This window comes from Streptomyces sp. NPDC091416, from assembly GCF_044756845.1.
Classification (GTDB): domain Bacteria; phylum Actinomycetota; class Actinomycetes; order Streptomycetales; family Streptomycetaceae; genus Streptomyces.
Map to the genome: position 1 here is coordinate 92,843 of NZ_JBIVTU010000010.1, position 20,278 is coordinate 113,120.

At 71.1% G+C, this 20,278-nt stretch carries 18 protein-coding genes; 15 read left to right on the top strand and 3 right to left on the bottom strand.

Annotation, left to right across the window (positions count from 1 at the left end):
* The first annotated feature begins 4 nt into the window (after positions 1-4).
* The 9 genes from ACIQMX_RS27700 (at position 5) to ACIQMX_RS27740 (ending at position 8,193) form a co-directional block, all read left to right on the top strand.
* Positions 5-967 carry an urea transporter gene (locus ACIQMX_RS27700; RefSeq protein WP_402482027.1) on the top strand — a complete coding sequence of 321 codons (963 nt, stop codon included), beginning with the start codon at positions 5-7 and terminating at the stop codon, positions 965-967.
* A gap of 66 nt (positions 968-1,033) precedes the next feature.
* Entirely contained in the window at positions 1,034-1,339 is a 306-nt protein-coding gene (locus ACIQMX_RS27705; protein ID WP_136315684.1) for an urease subunit gamma, read from the top strand.
* Between the two features lie 3 nt (positions 1,340-1,342).
* Complete coding sequence (locus ACIQMX_RS27710) at positions 1,343-2,266, top strand: cobalamin biosynthesis protein CbiX (protein ID WP_402482030.1); 924 nt, start codon at positions 1,343-1,345, stop codon at positions 2,264-2,266.
* The gene (locus tag ACIQMX_RS27715) at positions 2,263-2,721 is read left to right on the top strand and encodes an urease subunit beta (RefSeq protein ID WP_402482033.1); all 459 of its coding nucleotides are present in this window, start codon (positions 2,263-2,265) and stop codon (positions 2,719-2,721) included. Before ACIQMX_RS27710 ends, ACIQMX_RS27715 begins: the two co-directional genes overlap by 4 nt.
* The gene (gene ureC / locus ACIQMX_RS27720; protein ID WP_363078872.1) at positions 2,721-4,445 is read left to right on the top strand and encodes an urease subunit alpha; all 1,725 of its coding nucleotides are present in this window, start codon (positions 2,721-2,723) and stop codon (positions 4,443-4,445) included. The genes ACIQMX_RS27715 and ureC overlap by 1 nt, the downstream gene beginning before the upstream one ends.
* A 5-nt stretch (positions 4,446-4,450) precedes the next feature.
* Positions 4,451-5,203 (top strand): urease accessory UreF family protein, encoded by a 753-nt coding sequence (locus tag ACIQMX_RS27725; protein WP_363078871.1) that lies wholly within the window; start codon positions 4,451-4,453, stop codon positions 5,201-5,203.
* 28 nt (positions 5,204-5,231) lie between these two features.
* Positions 5,232-5,852, top strand: a complete 621-nt coding sequence (ureG, locus tag ACIQMX_RS27730) for an urease accessory protein UreG (RefSeq protein WP_402482037.1) — start codon at positions 5,232-5,234, stop codon at positions 5,850-5,852.
* A gap of 1 nt (position 5,853) precedes the next feature.
* Positions 5,854-6,813: an urease accessory protein UreD gene (locus ACIQMX_RS27735; RefSeq protein WP_363078869.1), complete on the top strand. Its 960-nt coding sequence runs from the start codon at positions 5,854-5,856 to the stop codon at positions 6,811-6,813.
* 30 nt (positions 6,814-6,843) lie between these two features.
* A complete protein-coding gene (locus ACIQMX_RS27740; protein ID WP_363078868.1) occupies positions 6,844-8,193 on the top strand; it encodes an ammonium transporter in 1,350 nt (449 codons plus the stop codon).
* On the opposite strand, the gene ACIQMX_RS27745 is transcribed toward ACIQMX_RS27740, so the two are convergent.
* A complete protein-coding gene (locus ACIQMX_RS27745; RefSeq protein WP_402482040.1) occupies positions 8,156-9,601 on the bottom strand; it encodes a lipase maturation factor family protein in 1,446 nt (481 codons plus the stop codon). The two genes, ACIQMX_RS27740 and ACIQMX_RS27745, sit on opposite strands and share 38 nt — an antisense overlap.
* Before the next feature lie 235 nt (positions 9,602-9,836).
* Here ACIQMX_RS27745 and ACIQMX_RS27750 point away from each other — a divergent pair, with 235 nt between their 5' ends.
* Positions 9,837-11,048 (top strand): DUF6777 domain-containing protein, encoded by a 1,212-nt coding sequence (locus ACIQMX_RS27750; protein WP_402482043.1) that lies wholly within the window; start codon positions 9,837-9,839, stop codon positions 11,046-11,048.
* Between the two features lie 34 nt (positions 11,049-11,082).
* Here ACIQMX_RS27750 and ACIQMX_RS27755 read toward each other — a convergent pair whose 3' ends face one another.
* A complete protein-coding gene (locus ACIQMX_RS27755; protein ID WP_402482046.1) occupies positions 11,083-12,516 on the bottom strand; it encodes a carotenoid oxygenase family protein in 1,434 nt (477 codons plus the stop codon).
* 358 nt (positions 12,517-12,874) lie between these two features.
* Here ACIQMX_RS27755 and ACIQMX_RS27760 point away from each other — a divergent pair, with 358 nt between their 5' ends.
* Complete coding sequence (locus ACIQMX_RS27760) at positions 12,875-13,465, top strand: hypothetical protein (RefSeq protein WP_402482048.1); 591 nt, start codon at positions 12,875-12,877, stop codon at positions 13,463-13,465.
* Between the two features lie 138 nt (positions 13,466-13,603).
* On the opposite strand, the gene ACIQMX_RS27765 is transcribed toward ACIQMX_RS27760, so the two are convergent.
* Positions 13,604-14,971, bottom strand: a complete 1,368-nt coding sequence (locus ACIQMX_RS27765) for an FAD-dependent oxidoreductase (RefSeq protein ID WP_363077596.1) — start codon at positions 14,969-14,971, stop codon at positions 13,604-13,606.
* 285 nt (positions 14,972-15,256) lie between these two features.
* Here ACIQMX_RS27765 and ACIQMX_RS27770 point away from each other — a divergent pair, with 285 nt between their 5' ends.
* From ACIQMX_RS27770 to ACIQMX_RS27785, 4 genes are all read left to right on the top strand, one after another.
* Positions 15,257-17,323, top strand: coding sequence for a SpoIIE family protein phosphatase (locus ACIQMX_RS27770; protein ID WP_363077598.1), 2,067 nt, complete (start codon positions 15,257-15,259; stop codon positions 17,321-17,323).
* 142 nt (positions 17,324-17,465) lie between these two features.
* Entirely contained in the window at positions 17,466-18,860 is a 1,395-nt protein-coding gene (locus ACIQMX_RS27775) for a wax ester/triacylglycerol synthase family O-acyltransferase (RefSeq protein ID WP_402482050.1), read from the top strand.
* 120 nt (positions 18,861-18,980) lie between these two features.
* Positions 18,981-19,964: an aldo/keto reductase gene (locus ACIQMX_RS27780; RefSeq protein ID WP_363077699.1), complete on the top strand. Its 984-nt coding sequence runs from the start codon at positions 18,981-18,983 to the stop codon at positions 19,962-19,964.
* Between the two features lies 1 nt (position 19,965).
* Positions 19,966-20,277 (top strand): L-rhamnose mutarotase, encoded by a 312-nt coding sequence (locus tag ACIQMX_RS27785; RefSeq protein WP_363077600.1) that lies wholly within the window; start codon positions 19,966-19,968, stop codon positions 20,275-20,277.
* The last annotated feature ends 1 nt before the right edge of the window (position 20,278 follow it).

Consider the following 20,278-nt stretch of genomic DNA (forward strand, 5'->3'; position numbering starts at 1 on the left):
AGCCGTGTCCCTTGCCGAGCCGGAAATCGTCCGGCGGCTGGAGAAGCGTCAGCCGTCCGCGTATGTCCTCGCCTCCCTGCGGGGCGTCGGGCAGGTCGACCTCCAGCCCGGACTGCTGACCGGCGCTGCGATCCTCATCGCGCTGTGGGTCTCCGGCTGGGAGACCGGTCTCTTCGCCACCCTCGGCACGCTGATCGCCACCGCGACCGCCTACGCCCTCGCGGTCGACCGGGCCGGGATCGCGCTCGGACTCCAGGGATACGCGGGCTGCCTCACGGGCATCGCCCTCGTCTCCTCGCTGGGCAACCATCCGGCCACCTACGTGCTGACCGTCGTCGGCGCCATCATGTGCACGATTCTGATGGCCGCGCTGGGCACCTTCCTCACTCCTTACGGGCTCACGCCCCTGACCGCGCCGTTCTGCCTGGTCTCCGGAGTGATGGTGGTGGGCGCCCCGTCGTTCGAGCGGGTCTGGCACGGCGCCCCGTCCTCCGTCTCCAGCACCACGAGCGGCGACACCGCGATGTCGTGGGACGCCCTGTGGCACGCGTTCTTCAACAACGTCTCGCAGATCTTCCTGGTCGAGAGCTGGTACGTCGGTCTGATCATGCTCGTCGGACTGGCCTTCGCCGGCCTGCGCGTCGTCCTCTACGCGGCGGCCGGCAGCGTGATCGGGATCATCGCGGCGTGGCTGCTGGGCGCACCCACGGAACTGATCGCCAACGGCATCTACGGATACAACGCGGTGCTCGTCGCCATCGCCGTCGGCGCTGTCTTCATGGCCGACACGGTCTGGACCGGCGCCTACGCCCTGTTCGGCGCTGCGGCCACCACCGGGCTCACCGCGTCACTGACGTCCTTCTTCAAACCGTTCGGCGGCCACACCTTCACGTGGCCCTTCATCCTCACCACCTGGGTGCTGATGGCGGCCGTACCCCTGCTGCCACGCCTGCGCCGGAGCGAGTGACCGCTCCGTCCGCCCCCACCGGACCTCCCGCCCTCATCCCGTACATCACCGAGGAAGGCACTGACGATGAACCTCGCACCCCGCGAGATCGACAAACTGCTGGTCTACGTGGTGGCCGATCTGGCCCGCAAGCGCCAGGACCGCGGCCTCAAGCTCAATTACAGCGAGTCGGTCGCGCTGATCACCGAGGCGATCCTCGAAGCGGCCCGCGACGGCAAGAGCGTCGCGGACTGCATGGAGCTGGGCCGCCATGTCGTGGGTGAGGCCGACACCATGGACGGAGTACGGGAGATGCTCGGCCTGCTGCAGGTCGAGGCGTCCTTCGTGGACGGGACCAAGCTCGTGTCCTGCCACGACCCCATCGGCGGCTGACCCGTGGCCGAGCCCGTTGCCGTCATCGCCGTGTGCGGTCACGAAGCCGCCTACGGGCGGGCACTGGACGGCGTCGTGGACGCCGGGATCAGCGTCGTGTCGAGCGGGCGCGAACTCTTCCGGAGCATCGCCGCGCACGGGCGCCGGAACACGGAGACCGTCGTCGTTCCCATGACGCTGGGCCGTAACCCCGAACTCGTCGCGGACACCGCCCGGACGCTGCGCGCCGTACCCGCCGGCGAGCGCGGCACCACGATGCTCGCCGAGCCGTTCGGTACCGCCCAGCACCTGGTCGCGTGGCTGCGGGCGGCGGCGGGCCGGGTCCCCGAGACCTCCGCGCTGCTGGTCACCGCACCGTCCGGCGACCCGTTCGAGGACGCCGAGCTCTACCGGATCGCCGCGCTCGTACGGCGCTACGGCCGCAGCGGCCTCGTGGAGGTGGCGTTCACCGGGGGAGACCCGGACCCCGCCGACGGTGTCCGGCGGTGCGGGCTGCTCGGTGCGCAGCGGGTGGCGCTGCTCCCGGCGGCGTTCGCGCTGCCGGATCTGCCCGAGGCGCAGACGGTTCCCGTCGACGGGGCGGGTCCGCTCATCCCGGCGTCGGCGCTGCGACGCGTCCTCGGCGAGCGGGTCGCCGACGCCCGACGGCGTTGGCGCGAGCACGGCGACGACGGTGTCGCGGCCGGCCTGACCGCGGCGGCGAACCACGGCCACTCCCACACGCACCCGCCCGGCGAGGGACACGACCACTCCCACGACCCGGGCCATCGGCACGAGCACGGCCACTCCCACGACCCGGGACGCGACCGCCGGCACGGCCACCCCCACGATCCGGACCATCGGCAGGAGCACGGTCCCGGACCCCTGCACACGCACCACCACCCGTCCGCCCCTGGCGCGGACCGAGTCATCGGGAGCATCGCATGACGTTCCGTCAGAAGTATTTGTACGGCAAGGGCCCCATCGAACTCAACGCGGGCCGACGCACGGTGAAGCTCACCGTGAGCAATACCGGTGACCGTGCCGTTCAGGTCGGTTCCCATTACCACTTCTTCGAGGTCAACTCGGCCTTGTCGTTCGACCGTCAGAAAGCGCTCGGGATGCACCTCAACATCCCCGCCGGCACCTCCGTGCGGATCGAGCCCGGCGGCTCGCGCGAGGTGGAGCTGTGCGCGTACGGCGGCACCGGGCGTCTGGTCGGCTTCAGCGGACTGCTCAACGGCAGCCTCGCCTCCCACCCCGCCCGCGTCGAGGCCGTCCGCAGGGCCATCGAGCAGGGATTCGAAGGAGCGCAGGGCGCCCCGGACGCCAAACCCCAGCGCGCCACCAAGGAATCCAAGGGCTCCAAGGCCACCGACGAAAAGAAGAAGGGTTCGCGCTGATGCCCATCCTGCCCCGCAAGCAGTACACCGACATGTTCGGCCCGACGGTCGGCGACCGGTTCCACCTCGCCGACACCAACCTCGTCGTCGAGGTCGAGAAGGACTACAGCGAGGGCCAGTACGGCGACGAGGTCCTCTACGGCGGCGGCAAGACCATGCGCGACGGCATGGCCTCCGACCCGCAGGCCACCGCCGCCCAGGGCGCACTCGACACCGTCATCACCAACGTGGTCGTCATCGACCCGATGGTCGGCGTCGTCAAGTGCGACATCGGCATCAAGGACGGCTTCATCGTCGGCATCGGCAAGTCCGGCAACCCGCAGACGCAGAACAGCGTCGACCCGGACCTGGTCATCGGGCCGGGCACGGAGGCCATCGCGGGCGAGCACCTCATCGCCACGGCCGGCGCCATCGACACCCACGTCCACCTGATCGCCCCGCAACAGGCCGAGCAGGCCCTGACCAACGGCATCACCACGCTGATCGGCGGCGGCACCGGCCCTTCGGACGGGTCCAACGGCACCACCTGCACCCCCGGCCCGTACAACATCGGCAAGCTGCTCCAGGCCGCCGAGACCATGCCGGTCAACCTCGGCATCATGGGCAAGGGCAACGGCAGCCTCCCGGAGGCGCTCAACGAGCAGGTCGTCGCCGGGGCCTGCGGGCTCAAGGTGCACGAGGACTGGGGCGCGACCCCGGCGGTCATCGACAACGCGCTGAACGTCGCCGACCGGTACGACGTCCAGGTCTCCATCCACACCGACAGCCTGAACGAGGGCGGTTTCTTCGAGGACACCCGCTCCGCGATCGACGGCCGCGCCATCCACACCTTCCACAGCGAGGGCGCGGGCGGCGGTCACGCGCCCGACATCCTGCGCATCGCCGGCGAGCCGAACGTCCTGCCGTCCTCCACCAACCCGACGCTGCCGTACACCGTGAACTCGGTGGACGAGCTCCTCGACATGGTCATGGTCTGTCACCACCTCAGCCACGACATCCCCGAGGACGTGTCCTTTGCCGACAGCCGGGTCCGGGCCGAGACGATCGCCGCCGAGTCGGTGCTGCACGACCTCGGCGTGATCAGCATCTTCTCCTCCGACTCCCAGGCCATGGGCCGTATCGGCGAGTCCGTCACCCGCGCGTTCCAGACCGCGCACCACTGCAAGGACAAGCTCGGCACGCTGGAGGGCGACTCGTCCCGCAACGACAACCAGCGGGTGCTGCGCTACCTCGCCAAGGTCACCATCAACCCGGCGATCGCCTCCGGTATCTCCGAGCACGTGGGATCGATCGAGAAGGGCAAGCTCGCCGACATCGTGCTCTGGCCCATCCACTCCTTCGGCGCCAAGCCGAAGATGGTGATCAAGGGCGGCATCATCTCGTGGGCACAGATGGGCGACCCCAACGCCTCGCTCCCGACGCCGCAGCCCGTCATCTACCGGCCGATGTTCGGCCAGTACGGCAGGGCGATGCAGGCGACCCACGCCACCTTCATGTCCCAGGCGGCCATCGCCGCCGGGGTCCCGGCCGAACTCGGGCTGAACCGCACGGTCCTGCCGGTGCGCCGCACCCGCACCATCGGCAAGCACAACATGGTCCGCAACGACGCCCTGCCCGACATCAAGGTCGACCCGGAGACGTTCAAGGTCACGCTCAACGGCAAGGTCGCCACCATCGACCCGGCCGAGAAGCTGCCCCTCAACCACCTCTACTTCCTGGTCTAGGGCCGATGTACCGCGATGAGGGCGACACCGTCAAGGACACCGTGGCCGCGGTGAACGGGACCGGCACGGCAACGGGGCTGGAACCGCTGCTGGTCAGCCTCCAGCTGACGGACTCCGCGTTCCCCAGCGGCTTCTACACGCTGTCGCACAGCCTGGAGGGCTTCGCGCAGGCCGGGGCCGTCGACCCCGGCAGCCTGCCGCTCCTGCTGGAGGACCTGCTGCTGCACGGTGTCGGCCCGGCCGACGCCACCGCGCTCGCCCTCGCCCACCGTGCGACGGCCGCCGGTGATCCGGCGGCCGTCGTCCGGATCGACGAGCATCTCCTGGCCACCAAACTGGGCCGGGAGATGCGCCAGGCCGCCACCCGGACCGGACGTCAGCTGCTGGACCTGGGCCAGGAGGTCTTCGGCCGGCCGGAGATCGGCGACTACTTCGACCGGGTCGTACGGCGTGAGGCCCCCGGAACGCAGGCGGTGGCCGCAGGAGTCATCTACGCGGCGACGGGCGTTCCGGTCCGGCAGGCCGTCGCCGCGGACCTGTTCGCCTTCTGCGTCAGCTTCGCGGGCGCCGCCCTGCGGCTGCGGCTGACCGATCACCGTACGACGCAGACCCTGATCAGGGGCGCCGCACCCGTCATCGAGAAGACCGTCGAGGCCGCGCTGCGGCGCGAGCTCGACGACGTCGGCGCCACCGTCTTCGCCTCGGACATCATGTCGGGCCGTCATGAGCGTGCCGAGGCACGGCTCTTCGCCAGCTGAAACCCACCCGAACCACACAGGGAGCACCATGGACGACAACGTACTGCGGGTCGGCATCGGCGGACCGGTCGGATCCGGCAAGACCGCGCTCATCGAGGCGCTGGTCCCGATGCTGATCGAACGCGGTCACCGCCCCGCCGTCATCACCAACGACATCTACACGCAGGAGGACGCCCAGCACGTCCGCCGCACACTGGCCGGGGTCCTGGAGCCCGAGCGGGTCGTCGGTGTCGAGACGGGGGCCTGCCCGCACACCGCCGTGCGCGACGACCCCACGATGAACCTGGCGGCCGGCGCGGAGATGCTGGAGCGCTTCCCGGACACCGACACGCTGCTCTACGAGTCCGGCGGCGACAACCTGACCCTGACCTTCAGCCCCGCGCTCGTGGACCTCTTCATCTTCGTCCTGGACACGGCGGAGGGCGAGAAGATGCCCCGTAAGCGCGGCCCCGGCATCACCGACTCCGACCTCCTGGTCATCAACAAGATCGACATCGCGAAGTACGTGCGCACGGACATCAACGTGATGGAGTCCGACGCGCACCGGGTACGCGACAACCGCCCCGTCGTCCTCACCGACTGCCTCACCGGCCAGGGCATCGACGCCATCGCGGTGTACCTCGAATCGCGCCGCAAGGTGCTGATCTGACATGCAGCTCGCCCCGTACCGGCCCCGTGCCGACCGGCTCGCCGAGAAGTACTACACCGCGGTCCGCGTCCCGCCGGACGTGGCGGCCCTGGCCTCCGTGCCGGACACGCTCGCCCCGGGCTCCCCGGCCAAGGTCGGCATTCTCGACCTGGCCTTCGCGGTACGGGGCGAGCGCACCGAACTCGTCGAGCGCTACCAGAAGACCCCCCTGCAGATCATGCGGCCGCTGTGGATCGACCCCGGACTGCCGGGCATGAGCTACGTCTACATGATGGCGACCGGCGGCGGAATCGCCCAGGCCGACCGCTACCGCATGGACTTCCGCTGCGGCCCGGACACCCAGGTCCACCTGACCACCCAGGCCGCCACCAAGGTCTTCCGGATGGAACACGACTACGCCAGCCAGCGGGTGCATCTGACGGCGGAGACCGGGAGCTACGTCGAGTACCTGCCCGACCCGCTGATCCCGTTCAAGGACGCCCGCTTCTACCAGCGGACCGAGGTCGTCGTCGCCCCGGGCGCCACTGTCGTCGTCGGTGACACGCTCACCGCGGGACGGCTCGCCCGCGGTGAACGGCACGCCTACCGGGTGCTCGCCACCGACCTCCGCATCAGCCGGCCCGACGGCACGCTGCTCGCCCTGGACACCTTGCGCCTGGCTCCCGGACGAAGCGGCGAGGGAGTTCTGGGGCCGGGCGTGTTCGCCGGTCACGACCACGTGGCCTCACTGTTCGCCGTGACCGACCGGGTCCCCGCCACCGAACTCGCCGACGCCCTGCACGACGCGCTCACGGGGCTCGGCGTCCTGTACGGGGTCAGTGTCCTGCCCCGGGACTGCGGGGCGTGGGTGCGGGTGCTCGACGACAGCCCGATCCGGACCGCCGCCGCCCACGAGGCCGTCCGTCAGGCAGTCCGCCGCCTGCTCACCGGCGGTCCGGCCCCCGACCTGCGCAAGCCCTGACCCCCCACCGACCCACACGAGGATCCGCCGATGAACACCGCTCCCGCGCCGATGCCGGCCGCGTACGACTCCGGGGACACCGCCTGGCTCCTCGCCGCCACCGCCATGGTGCTGTTGATGACGCCGGGCCTCGCCTTCTTCTACGGCGGCATGGTGCGCACCCGCCATGTGCTCATGATGATCAAGATGAGCTTCGCCGCGCTGGCGTTCGGCACCCTCGTCTGGTGGGTCATCGGATACACACTGGCGTTCGGCCCCGATGTCGGCGGCGCCGGAATCATCGGGAACCTCGACCACGTGTTCATGCACGACATCGAGCTGAACACGCTGACCGGGGCCATCCCCACCTACATCTACAGCACCTTCCAGATGGGCTTCGCCATCATCACGGTGGCGCTGGTCAGCGGATCGATCGCGGACCGCGCCACGATGAAGGGGTGGCTCGTCTTCGTCGTGCTGTGGCTGCTCATCGTCTACATCCCCATCGCGCACTGGGTGTTCGACACCGACGGCTGGATCGTGAAGCATCTCGGCGCCCTCGACTTCGCCGGCGGTCTGCCGGTGGAACTCAACTCCGGCGTCGCCGGTCTGGCCGTCGCACTCGTCCTGCGCGCACCGCGCGACTTCGCCCGCCGCGAGGAGCGCCCCAACAACATTCCGCTCGTGGTCATCGGCGTCGGCCTCCTCTGGTTCGGCTGGTTCGGCTTCAACTCCGGTTCCGCGCTGACCGACCAGGGCACCGCCGCCGCGGCCTTCATCAACACCCAGCTCGGGGCCGCCGGAGCCATGGTCACCTGGCCGCTGGTGGAGAAGTGGCGCACCGGCAAGGTCACCACCATGGGCGTCGTCTCGTCCGCCGTCGCGGGCATGGTCGCCATCACCCCGGCCTGCGGTGAGATCGACACGCTCGGCGCGGTCATCACCGGACTCGTCGTCGGCGCGGTCTGCGCGTTCGCGGTCACGCTCAAGTTCCGCTTCAACGTGGACGACACGCTCGACGTGGTGGGCGTGCACGGCGTCGGCGGGCTGATCGGCCTGATCATGGTCGGCCTCTTCGCCACCGCACGCATCAGCGGCAAGGAGGGGCTCTTCTACGGAGGCGGCTGGGGGCTGCTCGGCAAGCAGCTCGTCGCCATCGTCTCCGTGATCGCCTTCTCGTTCATCCTCACCTGGCTCATCGCCAAGGCCGTGGACCTGACCGTCGGGTTCCGCGCCAAGGAGGAGTACGCCACCGTCCCGGGCGAGGAGGAGGAGCGGGCGTACGACTTCCAGACCGCCGAGCGGCTCGGCGCCCTGGTCTCCGGCAAGCCGGCCTCCGAGGACGACGAACTCGTCCAGCGGATCAGCTCGTTGCTGCGGTCCCGCGAGAGCGGCCGGTAGCGGGCCCCGGCGGGGTCGGGCGCAGGAACTCCCGTACGTAGGTGCGGTGCCACCAGCACCCGGTGGCCCGCAGTTCGCGCCAGGTCGTGTACCGGTAGCGGTACACCCTGGCGCGGACGTGCGCCGGCGGCTCATCCGGGAACGGGTTGGACCGCAGCAGTCGCAGCGTGTCCCGGTCGTTCTCCAGCAGCCGCTCCACGAAAGGACCGAACCAGGGACGGGCGTACGCGGGCGAGAGCGCCGCGAACCACATCATCCAGTCGAGCCGCAGATGGTACGGGGCGAACTGGCGCGGCAGCCGCCGTGGATCGCCCGGCTTGCCCCGGAAGCCGTACTCCCGCCACACCGTGCCCGGCCGGACCACCGGTTCGTCGGTGCCCTCGACCACCACCTCCGTCCGGACGCGGCTGATGCTTCCGAAGGCGCCGTACGTGTTGACCAGGTGCAGCGGGTCGAAGGAACGGTTCATGACCTGCCGGCGCGAGAGGAGGTTGCGGGCCGGACGATAACTGAGGACCACGACCAGGCCCGTGACGGCGATGACCACGACCGCGTACCAGAGCGGCGCACCGGACTGCGGGGGCGGCTCGGCGACCGGGGACCAGTCCACGGCCGATAGGGCCAGCGTGATCGTCAGCCAGTTGAGCCAGGCGAAGTTGCCCGACAGCACCAGCCACAGCTGCGTGACGATCATCAGACCCGCCGCCGCGCTCGCCACCGGCTGCGGGGTGAACAGCAGCACCGGCACAAGGAGCTGGGTCACATGGTTGGCCGCCACCTCGGCCCGGTGCAGGGGCCGGGGGAGCCGGTGGAAGAACCAGCTCAGCGGCCCCGGCATCGGCTGGGTCTCGTGGTGGAAGTACAGGCACGTCAGCTTGCGCCAGCACGCGTCACCGCGGATCTTGATCAGCCCGGCACCGAACTCCACCCGGAACAGCACCCAGCGCAGCAGCCACAGCACGAGAACCGGCGGTGCCGTGTGCGCGTTGCCGAGGAAGACGGCGAGGAACCCGGTCTCCAGGAGCAGCGACTCCCAGCCGAAGCCGTACCACGTACCGCCGACCTGCACGATCGACAGGTACAGCGCCCAGGGCAGGGCCCACAGGACCATGGCTCCCCACAGGGGGACGAATCGGTCCGCGCCCGCGAGCAGCGCGACGGCGAGCACACAGCCGGACCAGGCGACCACGGCGAAGAACCGGTCGGAGTAGTGCAGGCGGAAAAGGCCCGGGGCGGTGCGCCAGTCCGTACGGCGCAGGAGCTCGGGGGCGGGCAGCATGCCGCGCTCGCCGATCAGCGCACGGAACTGGAGCGCGGCGGTGAGGAAGGCGGTCAGATAGATGACGGCCAGGGCCTTCTGGAAGAGGAGCCGGCCGAGCCAGTACCCGTCTGCGGTGAACCAGTCCATCGCTTCCAGTATCGGCCCGCCGCTCCCCGGTGTCCCGGTCGCCGGCCCCTGTCCACGTGTCCCCGTCCGCGTCGCCTGTTCACCGGGCGAACCGCGCCCCGGCGTCACCCGAACGGAGTACCGGATTCGGTGCGGAAGCCCGGCGCACGCCCTGCGGCTCCGGCTTGCGCGAACGGGGGAACTGCGGCAGACATGAGGGACCACCCGGGACCGGTGACCAGGCAGGAGACCCTTCGTGCACGCACCGATACGCATGCGCCGCGCCGTCCTCGCCGTACTGTCCGCCGGCATCCTCGTCACCGCGGGCTGCGCCCGGCAGTCCGGGGACAGCGGCGGACAGGGCACCGAAGGAACGGCCGACGCCGATGAGGTCCTGCTCCAGCCGGCCGCCGCGCAGGGCCCCGACCCCTTCACCCCGTCCACGGTGGAACCGGCCGGCGCCGCCCCGGCCGCACCCCGCACCGCTCCACCGCGTACGCCCGCGCCCGGCGAGGAAGGCCCGCGCACGCTTCCCGGAACGACCCCCGGCCTCTACGGCGCCACCCGCTCCGTCGCCTCCTGCGACGTCGGACAGCAGATCCGCCTCCTGGCCGCCGACCCGGCCAGGGAAGAAGCCTTCGCGCAGGCCGCCGGAGTGGACCGGGCGGGCGTCCCCGAATTCCTGAACGGTCTGACGCCCGTGGTCCTGCGCGCCGACACCCGGGTGGGCAACCACGGCTTCCGCGCCGGCTCCGCCACCGCCTTCCAGTCCGTGCTCCAGGCCGGCACCGCCGTTCTGGTGGACGGCCGTGGTCTCCCGCGCGTCCGATGCGCCTGCGGCAACCCGCTGAGCCGGCCCGCCGGTGCGGGCCGGGCGCAGGGCGGCGGCCAGGACGAGCCGTGGGCGGGCTACGACCCGACGCGGACCGTCGTCGTCGCACCCGCGGCCGAGGCCGTCACGGACCTGCTCGTCGTCGACGCGGACCACAACAGCTGGATGGAGCGCCGGGTCGGGGACGAGGGCGCCCGTGACCGCACCCCCGAGGTGCCGCCGCCCTACGCCCCCGGCACCGATATCACCGGCCCGCTGCCCGACGAGCCTCCGGCGAGGACGAAGGAACCGAAGGCGCCGAAGAAGTCCGCCGCACCGACGCCGTCGCGCTCCGCCCCCGGGGACTGCCCGACACCCGGAGGGCCGACACCGCCCGGCGAGGCGGTCGCGGCGACGGAGGAGCCGACCGGTGCGCCGACGGACTGCCCGACGCCGACCGGCGCGCCCTCGGACGGTGCCACCGACGGATACCCCGAACCGCTGCCCGGGCTTCCCACGGACGAGCCGTCCGACGCCCCCGCCGACCCGGACGAGCCACCGGGCCTGGTGCCGTCCATGACGGACGAACCGCAGACATCCATCGAACTGCCCTGGCAGGAGGATTCCGCGGGCATCGCCGAGACCGTCGAGGGATAGCGGCCGCACCGCGGAAGCCGGTGGCGCCGACACCTCATTCCTGCGTCGGCAGCCAGTTCCCGTGCAGACCGAGCGGGACCCGCACCGGGATCCGCACCCGGGCGACCGGGCCGGACGCGGGGTCCTCGGCGGGGATGACGAGCAGCCAGCTGGAGTTGTCGGTCCGGTCGGTGGCGTACGTCATCCAGTGGCCGCCCTCGCCCGGCGCGGTGCCGGGTGAGGGCGCGAAGACCGGCTCGCCGACGGACAGGTCACCGGCCGGCCACACCACGCTCGTGCCCGACCCGTCCGCGCCGTCGTACCAGCGCAGTGCGTCGAACTCGCCCGGGAGCAGATCCGGGTTCCCGGAATCGGCCGCCACGGCCAGCTGCCGGTGCCGTCGGCCGATCAGGCGGTCGTCCGTGCGGGGGAGCTCCATCCTGGCTTCGTCCAGCACCGTCCGGCGCATCGTGCCGGCGACGGGATCGATGACCGCGCGAACCAGGCCGGCGGTGTTGGGGGCCTGCGCGGGGTCCGGCGCGCCCAGGGAGAGGCGGGACCACTGCACGTAGTCCAGCACCACATCTCCGCCCTCGGCCTCGGTGTCGTACGCGTTGACCGTGTGCCACAGCCAGAAGGCATCGTCCGCGGCCCACCGCACCGGGCCGCCGTCGCGGGGGACCAGCGCCACCCGGGTGCCGCGCTCCGGCCGCCAGTCGATCATGGATCCACCGCTCATCGCGGCGGCGATGTCGAAGAAGACCGGCGCCAGCACGATGACCAGGAACCTGGCGGTGAGTGCCATGTCGTGGATCATCATCGGTTCGTCGAGCCCGTCGATCACCGTGGGACCGCGGGCGACGGAGCCGCCGGGGTCGATGGCCGACCACGTGAGGTAGGGCGGTTCCAGGCCGTAGCAGAAGACGAGCATCTCGCCGGTGAGCGGGTCGGTCTTCGGGTGTGCGGTGATGCCGGCAGGCAGCGCCCCGCCGAACGTCTCCTTCCCGGCCGTCTCCAGTTCCGGCGTGATCCGGAAGGGGCAGTCCGCCTCGGCGAGGGCCAGCAGCCGTCCCGCGTGACGGACCACGTTGATGTCCGGGAGGTCGCGGAAGGTGCCCGCCAACTCCGGTTCGACATCGGGGACCTGAGGCATGATCATCGACTCGATTCCGCCCCACAGCGCCCGCCCCGCCCGTTCCTCGGCCAGCACGGCGGGCGTGCGGACGAAACGGTTGCGGTACCGGGCCTGCCCGCCGGAGATCCACACCCCGTGCAGCATCCCGTCCCCGTCGATCGGGTAGAGGAACGAACCGATCGGGCTGAAGCGGGGGTTGGGCCCGTTGCGCAGGAACAGTCCGTCGAGTTCGTCCGGCAGTTCGCCCATCACCTGGAGTCCGGTCTCGTCGACCTCTTCGGTCACCGGCGCGAATCGGCCGGACAGATGGACGACGCGGGCCGGGTCGAAGGCCTGCTGGGCATGTGCGGCCATGGCGGCCTCCCTTGGGGCTGACCCGCAATTCCTGGCGGGCGCACGACGACAGCTACGGCACCTCGCGGCGTTGTCGGAACGCCCGAATACATCCAGTATGCGGGCACCCCTCCGCCTTGCGATGCACCGCATCTGACGCCGCGCGCTGATCCACCAGGAATTGCGTGACAGCCCTTTGCCGGACGTGTGCGCCTCCGCATGTGTGCCGTACCGGTACTTCATTGAATCTCCGGCCCGCGGCCGCTGCAACGCGGGCCGCAGGAAGCGGAGATGCTGTGGCGAAGATGCGCGGGCAGGGTCCCGGCTTCACCATGGAGGAAGCGGCAGATTGCCGCGGGACATGCCCCGGAGGTGTCCGGTGGCCCAAGCCAGTTCCGGGCGGCGGACCGGGAATCTGTTCTTCGCGTTCGCCCCGTGGATCATCTTCGCTGTCATCGCGTCGCCCAGCACCTGGGAGTACGCGGCGCTTGCCGGTCTCGTCGCAGCCGTCGTGTTCAACCTCCCGGACCTGCGCCGCGGTTCGTTCAAGGTGCTGGAGGTCACCGGCATCGTCTTCTTCGCCGTGCTCAGCGTTCTCGCGCTCTTCCTGGACCGTCAGGACCTCGACTGGGTGGAGCGGTACGCGCAGGTGCTGTCCAGCTCGGTGGTCGCCGTGGTGGCGCTCGGTTCGCTGGCGTTCGTCCCGTTCACCGAGCAGTACGCGCGGGAGACCACACCCCGTGAGGTGTGGGGCTCGCCCGTGTTCCGGCGGGTGAACCGGGTGCTGACGCTGGTCTGGGGCGGGGTCTTCGCCGCCACCGCGCTGCTGGGGCTGGTCGCGGTGCACACGTCGTCCGGTGCCGACTGGTTCAACTGGATCATCCCCGTCGTCCTGCTGGTCCTGGCGGTCCGGTTCACGGAGCGCTATCCGGACCGGGTGCGCGAGCGGACCCGGGGCGCGGACGTCTGACGAGCCCGGAACGGGGACGGTTCCAAGGGCCGGACTTCGGCGACGACGTCAAGGTGCTGCAGGGCCGCTGGGGCCCGCGGTGAGCACGAAGGCCCCGGAACGCTCCGAGCGGAGCGTTCCGGGGCCTTCGCCGTCGTGTCAGTTGCCGGGCTCCGAGGCGTCCAGCATGGCCTCGCGCTCCACGACCTTCACCCGCTCGCGGCCCTGGGCCTCGCCCAGGGCGCGCTCGTGCGCGTCCAGGCGGTACCAGCCCTCACGCGTGGTGTAACGGACGCCGCGCGACTCCAGGAACTCGGTCACGGCCGCCGGCTCGGGCTGTGCCGGGGCGGGCAGCCGGCCGGTGGTGTGGTCCTCCAGCAGGCAGGCGACCGTTTCGTTGGCGTCGCCCTTGGTGTGACCGATCAGGCCGACCGGGCCCCGCTTGATCCAGCCGGTGACGTACACCGACTCCATCGGCTCGCCGCCGGCGAGAACCCGTCCGGCGGCGTGCGGAACCGTGCCCGACGCGATGTCGAAGGGGAGCTTGGGCAGCTCCTGCGAGTAGTAGCCGACCGCACGGTAGACGCTCTGCACGTCCCAGTCCTTGAACCGGCCGGTGCCCTTCACGTTGCCGGTGCCGTCCAGCTCGGTGCGCTCGGTCCGCAGGCCGACGACGCTGCCGTCCTCGCCGAGGATCTCCACGGGGGACTCGAAGAAGTGCAGGAAGAGCTTGTGCGGCCGGTCGCCGACATCGCGGATCGCCCAGTTCTCCAGCGTGGAGGCGACCATGTTGGCCTGCTTGTTGCCTCGCCGGGTCTCGATCGAGCCCGCGTCGTAGTCGATGTCCTCGGGGTTGACGATGACCTCGATGTTCGGCGAGTGGTCCAGCTCCCGAAGCTCCATCGGGCTGAACTTGGCCTGGGCGGGACCGCGCCGTCCGAAGACGTGCACCTCCAGCGCCTTGTTGGCCTTCAGGCCGTCGTAGACGTTGGCGGGGATCTCGGTCGGCAGCAGCTCGTCGGCGGTCTTGGCGAGGACGCGGGCGACGTCCAGGGCCACGTTGCCGACGCCCAGGACGGCGACCTTCTCGGCCTCCAGCGGCCAGGTGCGCGCCACGTCCGGGTGGCCGTCGTACCAGGAGACGAACTCGGCGGCACCGTGCGAGCCGTCCAGGTCGCTCCCCGGTATGTCGAGGGCACGGTCGGCGTCGGCGCCGGTGGAGAAGATCACCGCGTCGTAGAAGCTCCGCAGCTCGTCCAGCCCGATGTCGTTCGGGTAGTCGACGTTCCCGAAGAGCCGGATCTGGGGCTTGTCCAGGACCTGGTGCAGCGCCTGCACGATGCCCTTGATGCGCGGGTGGTCGGGGGCCACGCCGTAACGGATCAGGCCGAAGGGGGCGGGCATCCGCTCGAACAGGTCGATGGAGACGCCCGGGTCGGCGGCGGCATCGGATTTGAGCAGCGCGTCCGCTGCGTAGATTCCGGCGGGGCCGGCTCCGACGATGGCTACGCGGACGGGGCGTGTCATGGCGAGCTGTTCCTTAGGACGAACGAGCAGGAGCGGGGCGGGCCGTGGTAAGGCTTGGCTTACTCCGCCCCGACGCACACGTTAGCCGCTGGCCGTGCCCGCTTTCGGGGCGGGTCGGTGTTCTGCGGCGATATCCGGCGCCCCGCACCATTGCCGTACGGGGGAATCCCGCGGAATCTCCGGGGAATCGGCCCTTTCGAGCGTCTCGGAAATGTGTTCCATCGCACGTTCACCTGGTGGACGGCTCACTCGAAGAATCGGACAAATAGTGGCAGAGTGACCGACATGGATGATCGGGTAGCGGGTGCCCTGTCACTCCCGGAAGACTGGCCCGCCCACCCGGACCTCAGTCTCGCCCTGAACCGTATGGGCAGCTTCGACTGGGACCTGGACAGCGGCCTCATGCACATGGAGCAGGCGGCCCTCGACGTGTTCGACCTGAGGGCCGACGAGTACGACGACAAACCGACCACGCTCGGGACACGCGTGCCGCCGGACGAAGGCGTACGTCTCGACGCCATGGTCACCCAGGCGCTCAAATCCGGCCGGAGCAACTACGGCGCCTACTTCCGCATCGCCCGGCGCGACGGCACCCTCCAGTGGACGCACACCCAGGGCTTCGTCCAGCGCGACTCCACCGGGCGGCCGCGCCGCATCATCGGGATCGTCCGCGACGCCACGCAGGAGCTGGCCGATGCCGCGGCCCGCCACGAGCTGGACGAGGAGCGGCGGCGGCGGACCAGCCTGGTGGAGGCCACCACGGCCGCGCTGGCCCACGCCCGTACCGTCCAGGACGTCATCGACGTGCTCAAGAACTCCCAGGGGCTGGCTCACCTGGGAGCGACCAGCCTGGTCATGGGGCTGATCGAGGCCGGACGCATCCACCTGGTGGCCGACGGGCCCGAAGGCGCCTTCGTGCCGGGCACCCGGTACACGCGGACGGATGAGCAGTACCCGATGAGCGAGGTGGTGCGCACGCTCGCCCCCCGCTTCATCGAGTCCGCCGAGGACTTCGCGGTCTCGTATCCGGTCCTGTGGCCCCACATCAGTCACCTGGGCATCACCTCGGCCGCCTATCTGCCGCTGATCGCCCAGGCCCGCCCCATCGGCGCCCTCGGGCTGCTGTACAGCGACAAGAACGGCTTCACCGCCGACGAACGCAATCTGCTGGTCGCCCTCGGCAGCTCCATCGCCCAGAGCCTCCAGCGCGCCATGCTGTACGAGCAGGAGCACGACCTCGCCGAGGGGCTCCAGCAGGCGATGCTCCCGCGCCGCATCCCCGATGTGCCCGGGGCGCAGATCGCCGTGCGCTACCGCTCGGCCAGGCTGGGCCGGGACATCGGCGGCGACTGGTACGACGTGATCCCGCTGCCCGGCGGCCGCGTCGGTACGGTCATCGGGGACGTCCAGGGCCACGACACCCATGCCGCCGCCGTCATGGGCCAGCTGCGCATCGTGCTGCGCGCGTACGCGGCCGAGGGGCACAGTCCCGCCACGGTCATGGCGCGGGCCTCCGTCTTCCTGCACGAGCTGGACACCGACCGCTTCGCGACCTGCACCTACGCCGAGGCCGATCTGACCACCGGGGTGGTGCAGGTGGTCCGGGCGGGGCATGTCGACCCCCTGGTGCGCGATGCCGACGGGAGCTGCCGCAAGGTGCTCGTGGACGGTGGACTGCCGCTGGGGCTCTCCGCGGAGTTCGGGAGGCTGGAGTACCCGGTCAGCACGGTCGAGCTGGACCCCGGGCAGACGATGGTGCTGTTCACCGACGGCCTGGTGGAACTTCCGGGAGCCGACCTCGACGAGGGCACGCAACTGCTCACCGCCATGATCAGGAACGGTCCCGAGGATCTCCAGAAGCTGGCCGACCGGCTCTGTGAATCGGTCGACGAACGCGGCGGCGAGGACGATGTGGCGGTGCTGCTGCTGCGCCGCAAGGCCGCTCATGCCCCGCAGCCGGGCGGCCGCCTCCAGCAGCACGTGGGGCAGAACGACCCGGAGGCGCTCAGCTCGGCGCGGCACATGATCCGTGCGGCGGTGCGGGCGTGGGGGGCGAAGGAGCGGGCCGACGAGGTGGAGCTGGCCGCCGACGAGCTGACGACCAATGCCCTGATGCACACCGACGGCGGAGCGATCGTCACGATCCGGGTGCTCACCGGGCCCGAACGCCGCCTGCGCGTCGATGTCGAGGACCGGTCCAGCGCGCTGCCGCGCCGCCGGGACGCGGGTGACTCGGGGGTGTCGGGCCGTGGGCTGATGCTCGTCGACCGGCTGGCGGACGCCTGGGGCGTCGAATCCCGGGGCACCGGCAAGTGCGTCTGGTGCGAATTCGTCATTCCACCACGCGGCTGACCCGTCAGGGGCGCCGCCGCTCCCCGGAATCGCGCACTACCGGCAAGTAACAGAACGTAACATGTCAGTGCTTGACCGTAACCGACCGAGCGGGATTGACTTCTGCTTTGTCCGTCTTCGTCTTCCATGACATGAGGATCCGTTGGGCACTGAGCTACTGGCACCTCTCGATCTCGCCTTCTGGCACCTCGAGTCCGATGCGCACCCCATGCACCTCGGCGCGCTCGCCGTCTTCGCGCCGGACGGCGACCGGCCCCCGGCTCCCGACGCCCTCCTCGAACTGCTCGGCACCCGGGCCGCCGCCATTCCCCGGCTGCGGATGCGGGTGCGTGACGTGCTGCTGCCCGTCGGCGGAGCGGCCTGGTCGGCGGACAAGGACTTCGACGTCCACCGGCACGTCAAGCGGGTGCGGCTGCCCGAGGCGGCGACGGCCGGCGAGGGCGGGGCCGGATTCATGGGGGCGGCCACCCTGCTCGCGGGCGAACTGATGGAGCAGCCGCTGCGCCGAGGGCTGCCGCCCTGGCAGATGTACCTCATCGAAGGCGCCCCGGACGGCCCGTTCGCCGTGCTCGTCAAGCTTCACCACGCGCTCGCCGACGGAATGCGTGCGGTCGCCATCGGGGCCGGGATCTTCGACGAGATCGCCTCGGCCGCGGGCCGGCCGGTCCCCTCGGCCGCCCGCATGCGTACCGTGCCGCCGCGCTCCTGGATGCCCGGGCCCCGGCAGGTCGCCGGCCTCGCCCTCGGCCGGATCGAGGACCTCGGCCGCGCCTTCGGCGTCGGGGCCTCGCTCGTACGGGCCAGCCGCCTCGACCTGCGCGGCGCGCCGGCCCTCAGTGCCAGCTCCTCGGGTACCCGGCGCCTCGTCACGGCCGATCTCGACCTCGAAGCCGTGCGGCGGATCCGCCGGGCGGCGGGCGGCACCGGCAACGACGTGCTGCTCGCGGTCGTGGCGGGTGCGCTGCGCCGCTGGATGCTGGAGCGCGGCGAACCGCTGCCCGGTTCCGATCCGCGCGCCCTGGTCCCCGTCTCCCGGCGCCGCCCGGGCCGGGCGGCGCCGGGAGACGGCAACCGGCTCTCCGCCTATCTGCTGGGCCTGCCCGTCTCCGAGCCCGACGCCTGGGAGCGGCTGAGGTCCGTCCGCCACTCCATGGACCGCAACAAGTCCGCCGGGCCGCTGCGCGGGGCCGGAGCCGTCGCGGTCCTCGCCGACCAACTGCCTTCCCTGGCCCATCGCTTCGGTGCGCCGCTGGCCGGGAACGCCGCCCGGATGCTCTTCGACGTGCTGGTCACCAGTGTGCCGTTGCCGCGATCGGCGCTTTCGCTGGGCGGCTGCCCGCTGCGCGCGCTCTACCCGATGGCCCCACTCGCCCGCGGTCAGTCGCTGGCCGTCGCGCTGACCACGTACGGGAGCACCGTGCAGATCGGCCTGGTGGCCGACGGAAAGGCGTTGCCCGATCTGGAGCGGCTGGGGCGCTGCGCCGAGGAGGAGGTGGCCGAACTGCTGACGCTGCTGCCCGTGAGTACCGCTCCATAGATCGGACAGATCGATGGGCAATTGCCGCCGCCGATGTCCTCCGGGGTGTTGACGCGCCCAAGTGATCCGATGAATATTCGCTGTGTGCAGGAAGCGATCTTCGGAGAGGGCGGCGGGAACATGCGGCGCAACAGGCTGGGAGACAGCGCGGTCGAGATCACCGAGCTGTCCTTCGGAGCGGCCGCCATCGGCAATCTCTTCACCGCCGTGGAGCCCGCGCAGGCCGCGGCAGCCGTCGATGCCGCCTGGGACGAGGGCGTGCGCCACTTCGACACGGCGCCGCACTACGGGCTCGGTCTTTCGGAGCGCCGGCTCGGCGAGGCGCTGCGCGGCCGGCCCCGCGACGCTTACGTGCTGTCCACCAAAGTGGGGCGGGTGCTCGACCCGCTGCCCGACGGCGGGGCCGCCGCGTCCGCATCACTCTCCGAGGGCTTCGCCGTCCGCGCGACGCACCGCAGGCGCTGGGACTTCAGCGCCGCCGGCGTCCGCCGGAGCATCGAGGACAGCCTGGAACGCCTCGGCCTCGACCGCATCGACGTCGCCTATCTGCACGACCCGGACGACCACGCGGAAGCGGCCTTCGGCGAGGCCTACCCGGAACTGGAGAAGCTGCGGGCCGAAGGGCTGATCGGGGCCATCGGGGCCGGGATGAACCAGACGGCGATGCTCACCCGCTTCGTCGTCGAGACCGACATCGACGTGGTGCTCTGCGCCGGCCGCTACACGCTCCTGGACCAGTCGGCCCTCGGTGACCTGCTGCCCGCGGCCGCCGCCCGCGGCCGCAGTGTCGTCGTCGGCGGCGTCTTCAACTCCGGCCTCCTCGCCGACCCGCGCCCCGGCGCGACGTACGACTACGCCGCCGCGCCGCTGAACCTCCTGGACCGGGCCCTTCGCCTGAAGGCCGTCACCGAGGGATACGGCGTGCCGCTGCGCGCCGCCGCCCTGCACTACCCGCTCAGCCACCCGGCCGTCGCCGGCGTGCTCGTCGGCACCCGGTCCCCGGACGAGGTGCGGGACGCCGCCGCGCTCCTGCGCCAGGAAATACCCGACGCCCTCTGGGACGACCTGCGGGCCGAGGGCCTGCTGACCGAGAACGGACACTGACATGCGGATCGCCCTGCACACCAAGGTCCGCGCGGACCGCATCGCCGCGTACGAGGCCGCACATCGCGAGGTCCCGGCCGAACTGACCCGGGCGATCCGGGCGGCGGGAGCCACCTCCTGGACGATCTGGCGCAGCGGAACCGACCTGTTCCACGTCATCGAGTGCGACGACTACGCCCGGCTCCTCGCCGAACTGGAACAGCTCCCCGTCAACGTCGCCTGGCAGGCCAGGATGGACGAACTCCTCGACGTCTCGCACGACTACTCGGCGGACGGCGCCGAAGCGGGTCTCCCCGTCGCCTGGGAGCTGTGAG